Raw genomic sequence first — 16,320 nt, 5'->3', positions numbered from 1 at the left:
AAGGCTACATCGGGACAAACCCGACGCGCAACGAGCGTCAACGGACAGGACTGAGCAGTGACAATGAGTGCGTAAGCTTCCCCTCCCGGCACAGGCGCTCAACTACTTCGGTGCTATCATCCGTCACTTCCTTGATATACCAACGATCCCCGCCTAACTCTCCATGAACTGAAATCGCCCGCTGCCTACGCTTTGCTTCCGCTGCAATAGCTAGCAAATTTGTACAAGCATCCTTGTTACGATCATCTAACTTGCGCCAGCCACTGTTTCTAGGCCAAACCCAAGCGTTCGATTCCTCCTCATTGCTCCACAAGGCATCAATATACCGGCCACAGGAAACACTCATAGCTGCTTCTCCTTCTAGAGCTTGACAGCGTGGTGCTAATGATTATTTATAGGAGTGAAATTGGGAACAATCAAGTTCACATTGTGTGGAGTTTTTACCCTTGATAACGTCCTTTAGCGATAGAATCATCAATCATAATCAGCATCGCACGCCGCTTGGTAGTTGCATAATGACTCCCTTTTGGACACTGAAAACGAACAATGCAAGACAGTTTTTGTTTGCCCACTTTTGTTGCATAAGGGTGATGCAAAAACAGAGAGGGAAAATTCATTAATATCGCGCCTAATAACTCACCTTAAAGGTCGGACTATCCTCCGGCCGGGTCTTGCGGTGATCGTAGATCCGAGTCGTGGCAATATTCGCATGCCCCAGCCATTCCTGCACCTTGGCAATGTCCGCCCCGTTATCCAACGCATTGGTCGCGGCTGTGGCCCGCATCACGTGCGGCCCCATGTTCCTGCCCGATAACCCCAGCTTCTTTAAATATTTCAGCACCACTTGTTCGTAAACATTGCCCGGGGTCATTGCGGTATAAGTATGGCCATGCACATTGTTCTTAACGGGACGAAACAGCGGCGCATCCAGATCGAGTCCGTGGCCAGCGGCTTCCAGATACTCTTCTATCAAGGTCAAGGTGCCGGGATGGGCGGGCACAAAGCGCGTCTTGCCGCCTTTGCCTTGTACCTGCAAATGGGCCACTCCCCGGCGTTGTTGGCAGTAGTCTCTCACTTTCAGCTTGGTAAGTTCTTCCCGGCGCAAGCCATGATAGAGCAAGGCCGAGAGAATCGCGCGGTCGCGCTTGCCTTTGAGCGTACTCGCGTCCGGGGTGCTCAACAAGGCACGCGCCTGGGCATCGCCCAATGCCGGGGTTTTTCCCTGTTGCGATTCCACTACCGGACGCTTCACGCCTTTGACCGGATTGTGGGTCACTGCATTGGATTCACATAAATGCTCGAACAAGGAAGCCAGCGCGGCCAGTTTCCGACGGATGGTGCTGCCGCCGAGTTGGCGCACTTCCAGGGTTTTGCGCCAGGCCAAAACGTGGGATCGGGTGACGGTGCGAAAATCCTCCGGGTGATGGATGCCGACAAACTGCATGAAGCCGCGCAAGTCGTTTTCGTAGGCGCGCCGCGTTTGCGGATTGTCGATATTGGCGAACCATTCGATTGCGGACGGCACTTGGCTCAATTGGCGGTATTGGGCGGAAGTCAGCATCGGGACTCCCGCTGTGGTTGCCAGTTCGGAAATACCCGCGTCTTGAGGTTTTGGGATGAGCGAATTCATGAGCTTAGTTTACAGTTGATAAAATATGTTATCAACTGTAAAAGGTGCGAACTTGGCGAACAGATCATACGCAGTTATAAGTGTTAAACAGCTTATGATTATTCCTACTTTTTTCCTGGTTGATTTTTCTGAGAAGAAGGTTTTGAAGAAGCGGGCGCCAACCTTGATTGTTTTTCTACTGTGAAATTAACACGCGCAAAGCTCTCATCATCCAGAGCTGCATGTTTGATATAGCCCAGTCTTACTTTATGCTCTTTACTCTCTTCCCAGGACGTAAGAAGTGCGATTCTCTCAACAAATGAGTCTCGTAGCGCTCTTAGTAGGTAAGCGGGGGGGCGATATGCAATTTGATTTGTTTGTATCTCAGCCGCGGTGGGTAATGGTATTAAAAAGTCGCTCTTGCCGTTTTCACCCTTATAGACTAGCTTGAGGTGCCACCATGGCTTGTTATCTTTGATGCCCTGAACTAATGGCAAACCCGGAAGAATCGATTTAAGGTGTACCTCCTCGTCCGATTGCAAAGCAAAAGCATATGCTGGGATGGAGGTGTTGGTTTCGTTCAGTTTGCTCCCTACCAGGTAGTAGCTAATGTTCAACCGGAACGGAATACTGTCTTGAAGGAAGCACACCGTTAAGGCGTAGGGAAATCTTCCCCATATCTCAGCAGAAGGACTGCATGGTACGGGCCTTCCGTTGACATCTTTTGGAGATATCAAATCCAACGGCGGAAGTTCTGCCGTCGTTCCGTAATTCGCTTCGCCAAGTATATCTGCTGACCTTTTAGTAATAAGCAGACCTGAATGTAAGGTCTCCTGAGCTACCGCAAGATTTAGCACATCAAGATAGAATTCCGGCCAATCAAGCAGTTCTGATCCGTCAAGTCCCCGATCGGGAACACCATCAAGTAACTCACTTTCGCTCAGCATCTTATATTTGCGATTTGGCTTCTCGCTCTCCTTAAGCATTTCCATATATGGAGAAAAAAATAACATATACTCGCCCAGTTGCCTCACCATTGCAGGTGCCAAGGCTCGTTCAAGAGCGTGGCTGGGGGGCACAGGATCACCAGCGCGAGTGCACAATGCTCCCTTACATCCCTCAGCAGAGATGTGAGGTGGATCTATGTCTTCACCTAAACAAATGAACGCAGAGTGCTGTAAGTTTGCAAAACGGTCAGGCGCGATCGCTAAACCTGAGAGCAATCGTGAGTAGCAGTTCTGCTTTTCTTGGGTAAGTTGGTACGTTTCTTTAGAATCGTCATCTTTGGTTTTGCTAACGGCATGTATCCCCAGTGTGAGAAGCGTAAAATCTTTCATTCGCGAAAGCCGTGATTGAGCTGAATTCGGTTCAGACATGTCCTGCAGCACACCCGCAGTTCCAGCTAGTAACAGGGGGTGAACTATTGTGAGCGGTCCCTTACCGTTTTCCCCCCAATCATTGGCGGCGCTTGCCACTAACCTATTTACACTACTAGATAAAAAATCGCGGCATTTATCGAAGGAGTCGACGCGGTTGATATCACCGTCAAAATGTTTTATTCGGTCCGCATAGCTTGGAAAAATGCCGTTTTTCATATGGAACTTCTCTTCTGCTGTACGAACAAAATCGCCACAGCGATCGTACCTCTCGAGCGTCTGAACAAGAATTAGCTGATTAGCAACATCAACTTTATCTTCTAGAGTTTTTAATCTCGCCATGATTTTGGCGGTACTCACGTTCAGCTGAAAGCTGAGGTCATCGAGTTTTTGTATCGTGACGAACTGAAGCCTTGTGATCTCCTTCAAGGCTCCCATTATCTCCTTGTAATGTTCCGCTTCTGCACTTTGACCTCCGGGGAAAAGACCGCCGGCATTTTGAAGAACAGTAAACCAGCCACCCCAACCGCCCAAGGCCACGCCACTGATTATGTTAACTGTGGCTGATGCCGTTTCTATATTTCGATTGAAGTTGTAAACATCGACAGGAAGACCTGCCATTGCGGCAAGATTAGCAAGTTGCCCTGCAGCGGCGAGGGTTTTAAGGGCATTGTCACGAGAATTCATGACATTAGCAGTAGAAACAAGATCGCGACGCAGATCATCACGTTCATTCGGGTCCATCTTTGGAAAAAACCCATCGTCCAACGCGCGTACCTGGTCTGCGGGGCTCATCTGCCGCCACATGGCGGATTGCATTGCATCAACTTGATGGCTAATCATTCCTATCTTGTTGTTGAGCAAGACAAATTGTTTTTCTGTATAGTTCTTGAGCTCTACAATTGCTCTTGTGTTTGCAGAAATCTGCTTCTTAAATTCCGTAATCTCTTTGGCCGTCCCCATAAATTTCGAATGCTGAGCCTTAACTGCTTGTCTTAAAGAACTAAGTTCAGCATCTGTATGCGTTTTGTATCGAGCCAATGCTTTCCGAACTATTTCTGCTTTTGCGTTAGCTAAGTCTGCCTTCACACCCGGCCCGAGCTCTTTAACAAGTTCGTCATCAAAGAACTCATTTTGGGGGCCGAACAAATCCCGTAACGCCGCTTGCTTTGTGCTATCAGTAACTCCCAGTTGCGCCCATTTTGCGGCCAATGCTTCATCCGTTTGAAGAACGGCCAGGGTTATCGCGTTTTCCAGGCCTGATTCGTAATCCGTTTTAATCTGCTTCGCATAACTTTCCGTTATTTCTTTAAAGCTCATGGATCCAGCGTGCGCCCCAAGTTTTAGACCGAGCTTTGTTTTTGCTCCGCCAAGCAATGGGGTTAAAGCATTTACTGACTCATGCCCTTCCTTGATACCTTCCAACGCATATCGCTTTTTATTGTAAGTTTCTTGGGCTGCATCCACGTGCGACACCATATCGCTGATAGCTGTGACGCGAGTCTGAAACGAATCATTCGGGGGCGGAGTCGCCTTCTGCGCCCTCAGTTTTCCGATTTGTTCTGCAACCCGTTTTGCCGTCCGTTCATTTTCCCTAAACTTAGGGTCCCCGTACTCAGCTCCGACAATGGACTGAGTTACGGGCGAACCGTATTTTGCGCCATTTGCTTTTAGCTTGAGCTGAGTGTCTGTCGCTGCGGATGATGATTGAGCATGTGCCTGGCTAAAACTCGTCACGCATATAAAAGCAAGTATTATGGCAAGGGGTAAACGCATGACGAATTAAAGCTGAGCCAATTTATTTTTTTTCCACAGCTGGAGGTAGCACCTCATCACATTTCTCTTTTTTCTCAGCGTAGGTTTTACAAAACTGGTTCAAGAGCAGCCGCATGTCTTTGCTGCTTGATTCGGCAATAACTTCTGGCCTTAGCACACGTACGCAAGCAGATGGAATCTCCGCGCGCACTTTATAGTAACAGTACTGATATGCCGTTTGTTTCGTTTCCACTGTTGGAAGACATTCATCATTTGGCGCCGGTTTATTATAACCAGCGGGACATAATGCGCTTCTCCATTGCACAATCCATTGTTGATATGCTGGGTTATCAGGAAGAGGTCGAGTCATTGTTAAGGGAGGCTCTTTATCCTTTACTAGCAATCTCCAAGAGGCAGGAGTTCCAACATGTATATCCTCTGCACATTTGCGGACGATATCCTGAAGACATACTTCATCAAAAACCGTTATTTCTTTGTCGCTACCCGAGAAACTTGGCGGTACTACGAATACCGTTATTAGGATTAGACCCAAAAAGCGACGAATTGTGAGATGCACGTTGTTTCTCCTTTTCTCCTTATACCTCCAGAAATAATACTAGGATTCAGACTCATAAAACATGAATGATTCACAGCATGATGGATTTGTGATTTCCTGATGGAAGGAGGTTGCCATGAGTGTTTTGTTCTGGCTGAGCGAAGAGCGGTTTTTCGGATAGCAATATCATGGGCAATTGATAGCAGTGACTTAAAGGGTGATACCAAGTAGACCCCGCTAAATGTGTGTGAGATTCAAATGATCTTTGCTTTTTCTACACGCATTAATCCAGGGCTTTTCTCTTCACAAGCCTCGCTAGGTGTCCGACAGCCCCAGGTTTTGCCGATGAATTCCACCTTGAGTAAACTCGACGTAAGGATCAGGTCGCCCCGCCCTACTCGCTCAAGCAGCTCTCCGAGCCGACGGCTTCGCCTGTCTGCAGAAACCTGATTAATGCGTTTAACGAATGCGCTATACATCTATTTAAGATGCATTAAATATAGCAACGCGGTACCGTTTATACCGTCGTTTTAATGGATGCAATCCTAGCCATTTTGATATTTTTCTTTAGAAACTTCTTGGGGGGCTACTATCGGTCCAGCTTTAATCCCCACGAATGGATGAGCCGTTTGCTGGAAATCCAAACTAGGAAAACAAAGAGGGACAGAAAGGAACACAAAAAATTATTCTTATCTCTCGTTTTTGCATCTAGTTGGTGTAAAGTGATGCAATCGTTAGCCGGTGATTATCATGGTGACTAAAGCCAAACCTTCAGAGCGGTCTAAAGCAGAACCAAAAAGCACACGGACATCTGTCAGTTTTCCGCCTCAGCTATATGACACGCTCGAACTCATCGCTAAAGAAAAAAAAGTTTCCGTGGCTTGGGTCGTTCGGGATGCGACAGAAAAATACGTTGCTGATCAATGGCCATTATTTCAAGAAAGTACACAATGACGCTCTATTGGGTGAAAAACAATTCTAGGGAATGAGCAATGCCAACCTTCTATGAATTCTTTGCCGGTGGCGGGATGGTCCGCGCAGGCCTTGGACGAAACTGGCGTTGCTTATTTGCTAATGACGTTGATCTAAAGAAAGGCGCTACCTATACGGCTAATTGGGGCGTCAAACATCTGCACATTGGTGATGTAGCGAAGCTCGGGATCGGCAACTTGCCAGCGCAAGCAGACTTGGCTTGGGCATCGTTTCCATGCCAAGACCTCTCACTTGCCGGTGCCGGCGCTGGTCTGGAAGGCGACCGTTCGGGCACCTTCTGGCCATTCTGGGACTTGATGCGTCAGCTCGGAAAAGAAGGACGGGCACCACGCATGGTCGTGCTGGAGAACGTTTGTGGCGCTCTCACGTCGCACGGAGGCAAGGATTTTGCAGCTATCAGTTCCGCTCTGACCGGCTCCGGCTATCGTTTCGGCGCCGTCATCATTGACGCAGTAAATTTCCTGCCGCATTCGCGGCCGCGTCTATTTATCATCGGCGTGGCCCCCGAAAATCCGATTCCAAAAGAACTGACAAGCGAAGGTCCGACGCAACCTTGGCATACGGACGGGCTAATGCAAGCTTACGGCGCGCTTTCAGGCCGTGCAAAAGCAAAATGGATCTGGTGGCAATTCCCGCAACCGTTACCGCGCAGCCAGAACTTTGTAGACATAATCGAAGATAAACCAAAAGGCGTTAAATGGCATACAGCAGCGGAAACAAAACAGCTGCTTGCTATGATGAGCGCCGTGAACATTGCCAAGGTCAAGAAAGCACAACAAAACGGGGGCCGCGTAATTGGCGCTGTTTACAAACGGACGCGCACGAACGACGCTGGCGAAAAAGTGCAACGGGCCGAAGTGCGATTCGATGATGTAGCCGGATGTCTACGCACCCCAGCGGGTGGATCGAGCCGTCAATCAATCTTGGTGATTGAAGGGAAAAAAGTTCGTTCGCGTCTATTATCCCCACGCGAAGCAGCGAGGTTGATGGGGTTACCTGATGATTATATTCTGCCACAGAAATACAACGAAGCGTACCACATAGCCGGCGACGGAGTAGCTGTGCCAGTCGTCCGGTTTCTAGCCGCCAACCTTCTAGAGCGGCTGCTTTTAGTGTGGAAAGAAGAATTGGCGGCCGCCTAATAAAGATTTCCTCTCGACCTCCATGTGTCTTGCCTATTCTTGACGGGAAAAGCAATAAACAGGAAAGCAATTGTCTTCCAAGAAGAAAAACCTAGATTCCGTAAATATTCCTCCATTTGAGACGGAGGACTTGCGAAAGAATCTCACTGCCATCCTTGATGCAGAGTTTCATGATCCGATCATCAAGAAAAACATCAAAGTCGGAAATTTCAAATGGGGTGTTTACGCTTTTTTTGACTACGACGGCGAGCCAATCTATATAGGGCAAACAAATGAAAAACTCCGTACTAGAATCCGGCGTCACCTGACTAATCAACGAACAGACGCCGTGGCCATGTCGGTCCTTGATCCGTTCGAGGTATTTGAAGTCGAGGTCTGGCCATTGCCGCAATTCCAGACAACCAGCGGTACGGATAAAGAGGCCAGAGCTTATCTGAACGCTTTAGAAGAGCTAATTTATCGGCAAGCGCTGAAGGATAGCAAATTTGGAGCCGTTCTAAATGAGAAAGACCCGCCAGCGCCGCTTATTGAAGTGAGGGCGCCGCCATCCTTGCGGCAACGTATCGTTTCTGATGATGTTTACGCTATACGTTCTCATCCTGACTTCCGCATAGCGCGCCGTTCTCTGGTCATCGCACGGCTGGCGCAAGTTATCTCAGAACGGAAGGTACAGGGTGGGCTGCGTCGCGTTCTTCTTACGCAAGCGAAGCGGGTGGAGTGGCTTGCAGAAAGACGATATTTGGCGCTTGGCGGCCCTGCGTCCGTCGAACGTGAGGAAAGCGATTCCGAAACCGGTGACAATGATAGTTGACCCGGTGCGGTCACGCATCATGCGGGCAGTAAGGGGGAAAAACACAGCCCCTGAAATGATTGTTCGGCGCCTTACGCATGCTCTGGGATACCGCTTCCGTCTTCACCGCGCTGATTTGCCTGGAAAACCTGATCTTCTTTTTCCAGCGCGCCGGAAAATTATATTCGTCCATGGATGTTTCTGGCATGGACACGATTGTCTACGAGGAAACAGAAAGCCAAAAACAAATGCCGATTATTGGCGTACTAAGATTGAGAATAATCGTGCGCGTGATTGCATCAACATAGAAAAACTTGAGATTAAGGGGTGGCGCGTGTTGATTCTTTGGGAATGCCAGATGGCAGATAAAGAGCGTCTTACATCAGAAATCAGCCAATTCTTGATGTGATGTACATTCTATCGATTGGATAATTCACGAACGGGAAATAATAGAACGATATGAGCATGACCATTCTTCTTGAAAGCATCCTTCAAACAGAGAGGCTTAAATATCCAACGCATCTGTCTGAAGACGAGCTATTTGAGTATTACTGCGCCGACAATATCTTGGTGAACTACGATCTTGACAGCGACGAAATCGAAAGTGGGTTAATAGATGGTCAACGCGATGCTGGCATAGATGCCGCATACGTCTTTGTGAATGCGCAAAGTCTCGCCGAGGATTTCAGCTTTGATACAGTGCGTCAACCGGTCGAGCTTGAGTTGTATTTAATTCAATCCAAAAACCAATATTCTTTCAAGGAAGGGCCGGTGGATAAACTCGCTTCCTCTCTGCCTCTTTTGCTTGATCATACAAAAAAATCAGCAGATCTGGAGCCTCTTTTCAAGAAAGAGGTGGTATCTGTCTGTCGTGATTTTCTTGATGCTATGGGGAGGCTTGCCGATAAATTTCCTAAGATATCAATACGGCTTTTCTATTGTTGTAAAGGTAGTGAACCGAATGAAACTATCAAAGCAAAAGCCGTCGCTCTGGAAACGACTCTCAAAGGTATGCAATTCCAGAACGCTCAATTTACGTTTCTCGGTGCTCAGAACCTCTATGAGCGATCAGGAATCCAAAAGCTTTTTGTGGGTAAACTTTCCACGGCAAGCACCCCTCTTTCTGGGTCCGACTCGTTCGTAGCACTTAGTAAGTTGCGAGACTATGTCCAGTTCATCACTGATGATGGCGGAAGCCTTATTACCAGGATATTCGAAGCTAATGTTCGAGCATATCAAGGAGAGGTTGAAGTAAATCGCGAGATCGCGTCGTCACTTCAAGAGCCAACAGCTGGACTAGATTTTTGGTGGCTAAACAATGGGGTTACTATCGTTGCTGATGAGGTGAGCTACATTAAAAATCAGTTGGTTATAAAAAACCCTCTAATTGTCAATGGACTTCAGACATCTCATGAAATTCACGCTTATGCGAGTAAGCTGCCTACTGATGATGAGCGCTCCATTCTCATACGAGTAGTCGTGGAACAGGATCCAATCAGACGCGATCAGATCATTCGCGCAACAAATCGACAGACCAGCATTGGCAGCTCATCGTTCAGAGCCACAGAGCAAGTCCACAGGGAGATCGAAGATTATCTTTTGACCCTTGGGTATTTTTACGACCGCAGAAAGAACGCCTATAAACGTCAAGGCAAACCAGCAGACAAAATTATTAGCATTGATCGGCTCGCTCAGGCGATTCTATCCGTTCTTCTTCAGGAACCGCATACTGCTCGTGCCCGGCCGACGAGCGCCATTAAAATAGATGCCGATTACAAGCGAATCTTCTCAGGTGACAAAGCTGAGCAACCACTTGAAATGTACGGTAACGCCATTCACATGCTAAGCCATATTGAGCGGCACTTTAAAAGCATGAGTAGTGAAGTCAGCAGAATTTTCCGCAATAACCTTAAATTTCATGCGCTCATGGTCTTGGGTTGGGCGCTCAACGAAAGCACAAACTTACCAGCACTACGTATTGCCCAACTCGATCCGATGAGAATAACCAATCAGCAGGTAGAGAGAGTTATAGACTGGGTATTCAATGAGTTTGATGCGGCGGGTGCCGAGGATAAAACTGCGAAAGACAAGGCATTTACACGACGATTAAAAGAGAACTGGTCTGTAGACATAACCATATCCTGATTCTTAATTTCTAAGTTCTAGTGCTATGCTGGTATAAGTTGGTTAACTTTCAATTTTTGCTGCACCCCGAATGTCTGCTGGTATTTGGCAAAACAAGAATTAAGTACGACTTTATTTTCGCCTCACCACTTAGCGAATAGCCGAATGCCCGTCCTATATTTTCTACCCTGGGTATCTACCGTAAAAACCGTCATTGTCGGCGACCTGAAACTAGTTCCTTATGAGCGTGGTATACAGCCAGCCGACTTGGACGGCATCACTATCAACAGTATTGACGCGGTTCTTGCGAACTACGGAAACCAAGGGTACCCGTCTAAGCGTCGCGCTGCGCCAATTACTAACGCAACGATAGTTGCCTGGAATAGCGCAAGCACAGCCAGCGAGCCAACTGATGAAGAAATCCAAAAGCGCCTCCAGGTAGGGCAGCAGTTAGTCTTCTGTGCCTTGGCACGACGTCAATTCTGCTCGCACTTCGGATACTGCAATACTGACGGATACCGAATGATTGCCCAACGTTTCACAGTCCACAATAGTGGAGCAATTGCCGTGAGGACGAGAAGGCGCGATGGTCATTCGCTACAATATTTGGGAAACAATGCCCACAATCCCCGATTTGTGAGGCCATTACATGTTGACGCTCGACTCCCTCTGGATATCGATTTTAAGTTATTAGAAGCATTGCAGGCTGTCATTGAACCGGAGCTAAAAGAAAGACTATCGGCCGCGATTGACGTCTTCGTTCGTGCTAATACCGATGCACCAGATATGCCTGAACGCACTGAGATCGTTCTTCTACGAATCGCTTTCGAGACACTGCTCAATTCAACACACCAAACGGATGATCTGGTTCGCTGCTTCGCTGATCACTTTAGAAGAGAGGTTCCGTCAACCCCAGTCTGGCATGCTGGACAATTCAACGAAAAAATCTGGCGCAAACGCTGGCTAGATAAAGGCAAGCGGAATATTACTCGACCGTTAGATGCCTGGGTTAATGATTTCTGTGGTGCCAGAAATGCAGCTGCTCACGGCTCCCGAGGCCATCACGATTTACCCGTTTGGCAAATACAGAACCATCTTCTATTTGCTAGCTGGCTTTTTCCACTTATGGTGAAGGGGTGCCTTGCATCTGCTGGCTTGTATCACCTTACTGATGAAGACGTCGCCTTGCGAGGAGGATTTGAGGCATTTTTTGCGCATGATGTAGTTGCTAGTTTTGACGAGAACAACCCAGAACTCATGTGGACAAAGGTCGAGCGCGAATTGCTTTTCCAAGTTTTCGCCAAAACCGTATTCTCCACCTAAATGGATTAATCAGCTCCCTAGGTGTAGCGACCTGCGTTTGAAAACGCTCCGACCTGCATTTCATCGCGGCGAACCAGGAATAAGTGCGACTGACGTGGCGCCGATTTTAGATCGGCAATCCCGCCGCCAATATCTGCTCGCGCAGCTCTGCCGCGCGAGCAGTCTCAAGCTGGTTGCTGAACAGCGCCCTGATTTCTGCCGGCTTAACGTGCTTTATTTTCCGTTTTCTGAGACGACCCCATGTAGCAAAATTCAGATTTCATAAACTTTAAACAACCTTTCAGAAAAAAACTCTTCAAGAGTTATTATTTTTAGCGTAATGAATTTTCTTCAAGAAATAGATTGAATCAACTCCTCTCCCTGATTCGCCACTCGCCCCACTGCCGGAGATACGGGCCAAGCCTGCATCCGCTCCGCATCAAAGGGTTTAAGCAGGGAAAGCAGGATCTCCTCCTGTTTCAGATCCGGATCAAGCCAAGCCGCCCAGTCATCGGGAGACAGGATGACCGGCATGCGCTCATGAATCGGCTGCATCAACGCATTGCATGCGGTCGTGATAATGGTGCAGCTGTCGATAGACTCTCCCGTATCTGCCGTCCAGGTTCCCCATATTCCTGCAAATGAAAATGGCGCCCCGTCCTGACTGGATATAAAATACGGCTGCTTGCTCTTGCCCTCTGCCTTCCACTCGAAAAATCCGGAAGCGGGGATCAGGCATCGCCGCTGGCGGAAGGACTGCTTGAACATGGGTTTTTCAGCGATTGTCTCCGCCCTGGCATTGTTCATCACCGGCAGTTTTTTCGTGTCCTTTGCCCAATAAGGAATGAGTCCCCAGCGCATTGTTGAGCCGATGCGGCCGCTCTCGGTTTCGCGCACAGCGATAATATCCATCGTCGGCGCGATGTTGTAGCGCGGCTTAAACTCCGGCATGGATGAAGCGCGGTACCAGTCCGTCAACACTGGATGAGGATGATTCAGTCCGTAGCGTCCGCACATAATCGACTATCCTTTCAAGACAAGTTATATTTTTTCATATTGCATCAGGGCGCATTCCATGGCAAACATTCTCCCGCTTCGCAATGAGACTCCCTTGCCCTATCTGCGGCAGGCGGCACTCTCCGCTCCGCTATATCGTTTGCCCCTGCTGCTGCAGCGCATCCCGGCTGGTTTTCCCTCCCCGGCAGACGAATACGCGGAATCCGCGCTCGACCTCAATACGTACCTGGTGCGCAACAAGACCGCGACCTTCTTTTTCCGGGTGATCGGCGACTCCATGACCGGCGCCAATATTCATGATGGCGACCTGCTTGTAGTGGACCGTTCCATCGAACCCAGGCACGGGCATATCGTGCTGGCCGTCATCAACAACGAATATACGGTCAAACGGCTGCACCGCTTGAACGGCGTGATCGAGCTGCATGCGGAAAATCCCGCCTACGCGCCGATATGCTTTCAGGAACACGACGAATTACGAGTATGGGGTGTCGTGACCGGCGCGGTATCGCGCTTTGCCGTATAGCCATGCCGGCATTCGGCGCAGCTGCGAACCAGCAGATTTTCGCGCTGGTGGACGTCAATAATTTTTACGTCAGTTGCGAGCGGGTGTTCAATCCGACCCTCGAAAACCGGCCGGTAGTCGTGCTCTCCAACAATGACGGCTGCGCGGTGGCCAGATCCAATGAAGTCAAGGCGCTGGGGATAAAGATGGGTGCGCCCTGGTTCCAGATGAAGGAACTGGCCAGGCAGCACGGCATCGTTGCGCTCTCTTCCAACTATGCGCTCTACGCGGACATGTCCAGCCGCGCGGTATCAATCCTGCGCGAGTACAGCCCCAACCTGGAAGTGTATTCCATCGACGAAAGTTTCCTCAGTTTGAACGGCCTGGACAGCCTGTGGCCGTCTTTTACCAGCATGGGGCAGTCCATGCGCCAGCGTATGTTGCAGTGGACCGGCTTGCCGGTGTGCGTCGGCGTTGGCCCATCGAAAACGCTGGCCAAGCTCGCCAACCATATTGCCAAGAAAAATCCCCGCTTTAATGGCGTGTGCGATCTTGCCGCCATGCCGCAGGCAGCAATAGACGCGCTGCTGGCCGGCATCGAGGTCGGCGAAGTATGGGGCGTAGGCCGCCGCATCGAGGCCCACTTGCAAGCAGCCGGAATCCGGACAGTGAAAGCCCTGCGCGATGCGCCTTTGGCCTGGCTGCGCTCGCGCTTTGGCGTCGTGATGGAGCGCACGGGAAACGAGCTGCGCGGCATCTCCTGCCTGGCGCTGGAAGAAGTTGCGCCTGCCAAAAAACAGATTATTGCGTCGCGCTCGTTCGGCCAGCCGGTCCATGCCTTGCCGGAGTTGAGCGAGGCGGTTGTCAGCCACGTAAGCCGTGCCGCCGAGAAGCTGCGCGGCCAGGACGGGATATGCAATGCCATCCATGTATTCATCCATACCAATCCGTTCCGCGAGCAAGACCCGCAGTACAGCAACAGCATCGTTATTCCCCTGCCCAATGCCAGCGCGGATACACGCTTGCTGGTGCGCGCCGCCCTGTTCGGCTTGAAGAAAATCTACAAGCCGGGCTATGTCTACAAGAAGGCCGGGGTAATGCTGATGGGGATCGGGGAAGCGCAAGTGGCGCAAGGTTCATTGTTGCTGGAGCATGGCGCGGGGCAGCGCTCGGAAGGGCTGATGAAGGCAATGGACGCCCTGAACCGGCGCTACGGGCGCCATACTGTATCTGTATTTGCCTCGTCAGCCGTAAAATCCTGGGCCATGCGCCGGGAAAATATGTCGCCCTGCTACACTACCCGGTGGAGCGATGTGCCAGTGGCGCATGCCTGCTGATAACCAGATACCAGGTAGGTTACCTCCCTACCCTTCGCGACAAAAAAAGAAAATGCAGCAAATCCAGTAACCACCATTCTTAAAAGAGAAAAAAACCATGAACAAGAACGAGCTAATTGATGCAATGGCCGCCAAAACCGGCTCCACCAAAGCCGATGCCAGCCGCGCCGTGGCGGCATTGACTGAAATCATTGCGGATGCCCTGAAAAAAGGCGATTCCGTCTCCCTGATCGGTTTTGGAACCTTCGAGGTGCGCGACCGTGCCGCGCGCACCGGCCGCAATCCCAAAACAGGTGAAGAGCTTAAAATTGCCGCCGCAAAGGTTCCAGCATTCAAGCCGGGTGCCACACTCAAGGCCACGGTCAACGAAGGATAAAGGAGGAATGGGGAGATGTTTTCGCATATGCGAAAATGCATTTCCTGTGTTTTCCATTGAGACCGCTGCAGCGGTCTCAATGAATGTTTGCCTTATGCCACCTTCTGCTCGCTTGTTCCCTCCACCCCATCCACTAAATCCATGATGTAGCGGTGCGCTTGGCTTGCTTGGCTGGCGGCGGTGAAGATGGCGCGCTTGTCGTTCTTCAGCACCTTCAACCATGATTCGATATATCCGCCATGGTTGGGGATTGTGGCTGCGGAAAAGCCCAATTCTGCATTCAGGAAAGCGCTGCCAAGCTCGGCTATCAATTCCTCGAAAGCGTAAGCCTCTGTACCGAAGCGTTTGGTAAAGTCACGCGCTAACCGGTGCCTGGCTCCCGTCCAGTGCGTCAGCTCATGCAGGGCCACACTGTAAAACTCAATCTCGGAGGAAAAACGGGTGCGTTCCGGCAGGTAAATTTCATCAGTCGAGGGACGGTAAAACGCATTTTCGCCTGCTTCATGGATAACGGCGCCAGAATGAATTAAAACCTTCTCGGCTGCATCGATCTGCTGAAACTCATTACGCGGCTCGTCGGTCTGTGGCTTTTCAATGCCGTCTACCTGGTCAAGATTGAACAACCAGAACGGTTTTATCAAGCGGATCGAATCGGCTTTCTCGGTGCTGTCGCCCTCGTTCTCCGACTCGCGCTCAAGCGTCTTGAAAAAAACGCACGTAACGCTTTTTTCGCCTTTGCGGACTTGACCACCCATCTCTGCGGCTTGTCTGTAGGTCAGCCAGCGGGCGCTGGTATAACCACGAGTCATGGCTTCGGCCCACAACAAAAGCACGTTAACACCTTGATACGCTGCACCGGTTTGATGATTGCGCGGCAAACCATCGCCACTTTGCGCCCAGGTAAGATGACTGGTCTTGCCGCTCTCCATCACGGCAATGATCGAATCGGTGACTTGGGCATACAAGTCCTTGTTTGGGCTGGTATTGGTTTTCATGTTTTCGGTTCCTCGCGATTGATTAAAAACAGATCCTCTCGCTCGGACTCTCCTCGCCTCGCCCTGGGGCGACGGGAGTGGGGATAGTCCTTGCCCTCACGGGCAAGGGTTGGGAATGGGTGGGGTTAAAAGGCAAGCAAATGCAGGGCCGATGTATCTGGCCCCGCATGAAATGTTTATCCCCCCACAAGTCCCCCTCACTTAAGGACTGGGGGCGCTTGTGGGGGGATTCATGTGGGGATTTGCAGGCCCGGGCCGTCAGGGATTGGAATTCAAGTGAGCTGCGGCCGCAAGCAAAGCTTTCGGATCAGAGGCCATGACAGGCAAAGCGCACCGCGTAGCGGCTGGCGTGGCCTGTGACAGCAGGAAGCGGCATCAGGGAGAATTTTCGTGCACGCGAAAATCTTTATGAGGAGGTTTGCGAAAAGGGATCGTTACCGAATGGC

The 16,320-nt window shown here is 50.1% G+C and carries 13 protein-coding genes and 1 pseudogene; 9 read left to right on the top strand and 5 right to left on the bottom strand.

What is annotated here, in order from left to right; genetic code table 11:
• Window positions 1-628 precede the first annotated feature (628 nt).
• From CRO05_RS15190 to CRO05_RS15380, 3 genes are all read right to left on the bottom strand, one after another.
• Window positions 629-1,630, bottom strand: coding sequence for a tyrosine-type recombinase/integrase (locus tag CRO05_RS15190; RefSeq protein ID WP_200814453.1), 1,002 nt, complete (start codon window positions 1,628-1,630; stop codon window positions 629-631).
• A 104-nt stretch (window positions 1,631-1,734) separates the two neighbouring features.
• On the bottom strand, window positions 1,735-4,761 hold the full coding sequence (locus tag CRO05_RS15185) for a hypothetical protein (RefSeq protein WP_097068060.1): 3,027 nt from the start codon (window positions 4,759-4,761) through the stop codon (window positions 1,735-1,737).
• 22 nt (window positions 4,762-4,783) lie between these two features.
• On the bottom strand, window positions 4,784-5,317 hold the full coding sequence (locus tag CRO05_RS15380) for a hypothetical protein (protein ID WP_143860951.1): 534 nt from the start codon (window positions 5,315-5,317) through the stop codon (window positions 4,784-4,786).
• A gap of 729 nt (window positions 5,318-6,046) precedes the next feature.
• Here CRO05_RS15380 and CRO05_RS15180 point away from each other — a divergent pair.
• The 6 genes from CRO05_RS15180 to CRO05_RS15155 all read left to right on the top strand — a co-directional run bounded on the left by CRO05_RS15180 (window position 6,047) and on the right by CRO05_RS15155 (window position 11,668).
• Window positions 6,047-6,250, top strand: coding sequence for a CopG family transcriptional regulator (locus CRO05_RS15180; protein ID WP_097068059.1), 204 nt, complete (start codon window positions 6,047-6,049; stop codon window positions 6,248-6,250).
• 38 nt (window positions 6,251-6,288) lie between these two features.
• Complete coding sequence (locus CRO05_RS15175) at window positions 6,289-7,431, top strand: DNA cytosine methyltransferase (RefSeq protein WP_097068058.1); 1,143 nt, start codon at window positions 6,289-6,291, stop codon at window positions 7,429-7,431.
• A 70-nt stretch (window positions 7,432-7,501) separates the two neighbouring features.
• Window positions 7,502-8,242 carry a GIY-YIG nuclease family protein gene (locus CRO05_RS15170; protein ID WP_097068057.1) on the top strand — a complete coding sequence of 247 codons (741 nt, stop codon included), beginning with the start codon at window positions 7,502-7,504 and terminating at the stop codon, window positions 8,240-8,242.
• On the top strand, window positions 8,232-8,630 hold the full coding sequence (locus CRO05_RS15165; RefSeq protein WP_097068056.1) for a very short patch repair endonuclease: 399 nt from the start codon (window positions 8,232-8,234) through the stop codon (window positions 8,628-8,630). Before CRO05_RS15170 ends, CRO05_RS15165 begins: the two co-directional genes overlap by 11 nt.
• A 56-nt stretch (window positions 8,631-8,686) precedes the next feature.
• Window positions 8,687-10,366: an AIPR family protein gene (locus CRO05_RS15160; RefSeq protein ID WP_159462758.1), complete on the top strand. Its 1,680-nt coding sequence runs from the start codon at window positions 8,687-8,689 to the stop codon at window positions 10,364-10,366.
• Between the two features lie 501 nt (window positions 10,367-10,867).
• Entirely contained in the window at window positions 10,868-11,668 is an 801-nt protein-coding gene (locus tag CRO05_RS15155; protein WP_143860950.1) for a hypothetical protein, read from the top strand.
• Between the two features lie 330 nt (window positions 11,669-11,998).
• On the opposite strand, the gene CRO05_RS15145 is transcribed toward CRO05_RS15155, so the two are convergent.
• Window positions 11,999-12,664 (bottom strand): SOS response-associated peptidase, encoded by a 666-nt coding sequence (locus CRO05_RS15145; protein ID WP_097068053.1) that lies wholly within the window; start codon window positions 12,662-12,664, stop codon window positions 11,999-12,001.
• A 58-nt stretch (window positions 12,665-12,722) separates the two neighbouring features.
• Here CRO05_RS15145 and CRO05_RS15140 point away from each other — a divergent pair, with 58 nt between their 5' ends.
• From CRO05_RS15140 to CRO05_RS15130, 3 genes and pseudogenes are all read left to right on the top strand, one after another.
• Window positions 12,723-13,187 carry a LexA family transcriptional regulator gene (locus tag CRO05_RS15140; protein ID WP_097068052.1) on the top strand — a complete coding sequence of 155 codons (465 nt, stop codon included), beginning with the start codon at window positions 12,723-12,725 and terminating at the stop codon, window positions 13,185-13,187.
• 2 nt (window positions 13,188-13,189) lie between these two features.
• Window positions 13,190-14,503, top strand: a complete 1,314-nt coding sequence (locus CRO05_RS15135; RefSeq protein ID WP_097068051.1) for a Y-family DNA polymerase — start codon at window positions 13,190-13,192, stop codon at window positions 14,501-14,503.
• Between the two features lie 94 nt (window positions 14,504-14,597).
• Window positions 14,598-14,879, top strand: a pseudogene (locus tag CRO05_RS15130) (HU family DNA-binding protein); the annotation flags it as partial.
• A gap of 92 nt (window positions 14,880-14,971) precedes the next feature.
• Here the strand turns inward: CRO05_RS15130 and CRO05_RS15125 are convergent.
• Entirely contained in the window at window positions 14,972-15,874 is a 903-nt protein-coding gene (locus CRO05_RS15125) for an ArdC family protein (protein WP_097068049.1), read from the bottom strand.
• Window positions 15,875-16,320: the final 446 nt, after the last annotated feature.

It is taken from the genome of Nitrosovibrio sp. Nv4, from assembly GCF_900215485.1.
In the GTDB taxonomy this organism is placed as follows: Bacteria; Pseudomonadota; Gammaproteobacteria; order Burkholderiales; family Nitrosomonadaceae; genus Nitrosospira.
The sequence above is the reverse complement of the archived record's forward strand: the minus strand, read 5'-3'. Positions and strand labels throughout refer to the sequence as shown.

Coding starts and splice junctions, on each gene's coding strand:
- CRO05_RS15190 (WP_200814453.1), bottom strand. CDS start 1,630: ATGAATTCGCTCATCCCAAAACCTCAAGACGCGGGTATTTCCGAACTG.
- CRO05_RS15185 (WP_097068060.1), bottom strand. CDS start 4,761: ATGCGTTTACCCCTTGCCATAATACTTGCTTTTATATGCGTGACGAGT.
- CRO05_RS15180 (WP_097068059.1), top strand. CDS start 6,047: ATGGTGACTAAAGCCAAACCTTCAGAGCGGTCTAAAGCAGAACCAAAA.
- CRO05_RS15175 (WP_097068058.1), top strand. CDS start 6,289: ATGCCAACCTTCTATGAATTCTTTGCCGGTGGCGGGATGGTCCGCGCA.
- CRO05_RS15165 (WP_097068056.1), top strand. CDS start 8,232: ATGATAGTTGACCCGGTGCGGTCACGCATCATGCGGGCAGTAAGGGGG.
- CRO05_RS15160 (WP_159462758.1), top strand. CDS start 8,687: ATGACCATTCTTCTTGAAAGCATCCTTCAAACAGAGAGGCTTAAATAT.
- CRO05_RS15155 (WP_143860950.1), top strand. CDS start 10,868: ATGATTGCCCAACGTTTCACAGTCCACAATAGTGGAGCAATTGCCGTG.
- CRO05_RS15145 (WP_097068053.1), bottom strand. CDS start 12,664: ATGTGCGGACGCTACGGACTGAATCATCCTCATCCAGTGTTGACGGAC.
- CRO05_RS15140 (WP_097068052.1), top strand. CDS start 12,723: ATGGCAAACATTCTCCCGCTTCGCAATGAGACTCCCTTGCCCTATCTG.
- CRO05_RS15135 (WP_097068051.1), top strand. CDS start 13,190: ATGCCGGCATTCGGCGCAGCTGCGAACCAGCAGATTTTCGCGCTGGTG.
- CRO05_RS15125 (WP_097068049.1), bottom strand. CDS start 15,874: ATGAAAACCAATACCAGCCCAAACAAGGACTTGTATGCCCAAGTCACC.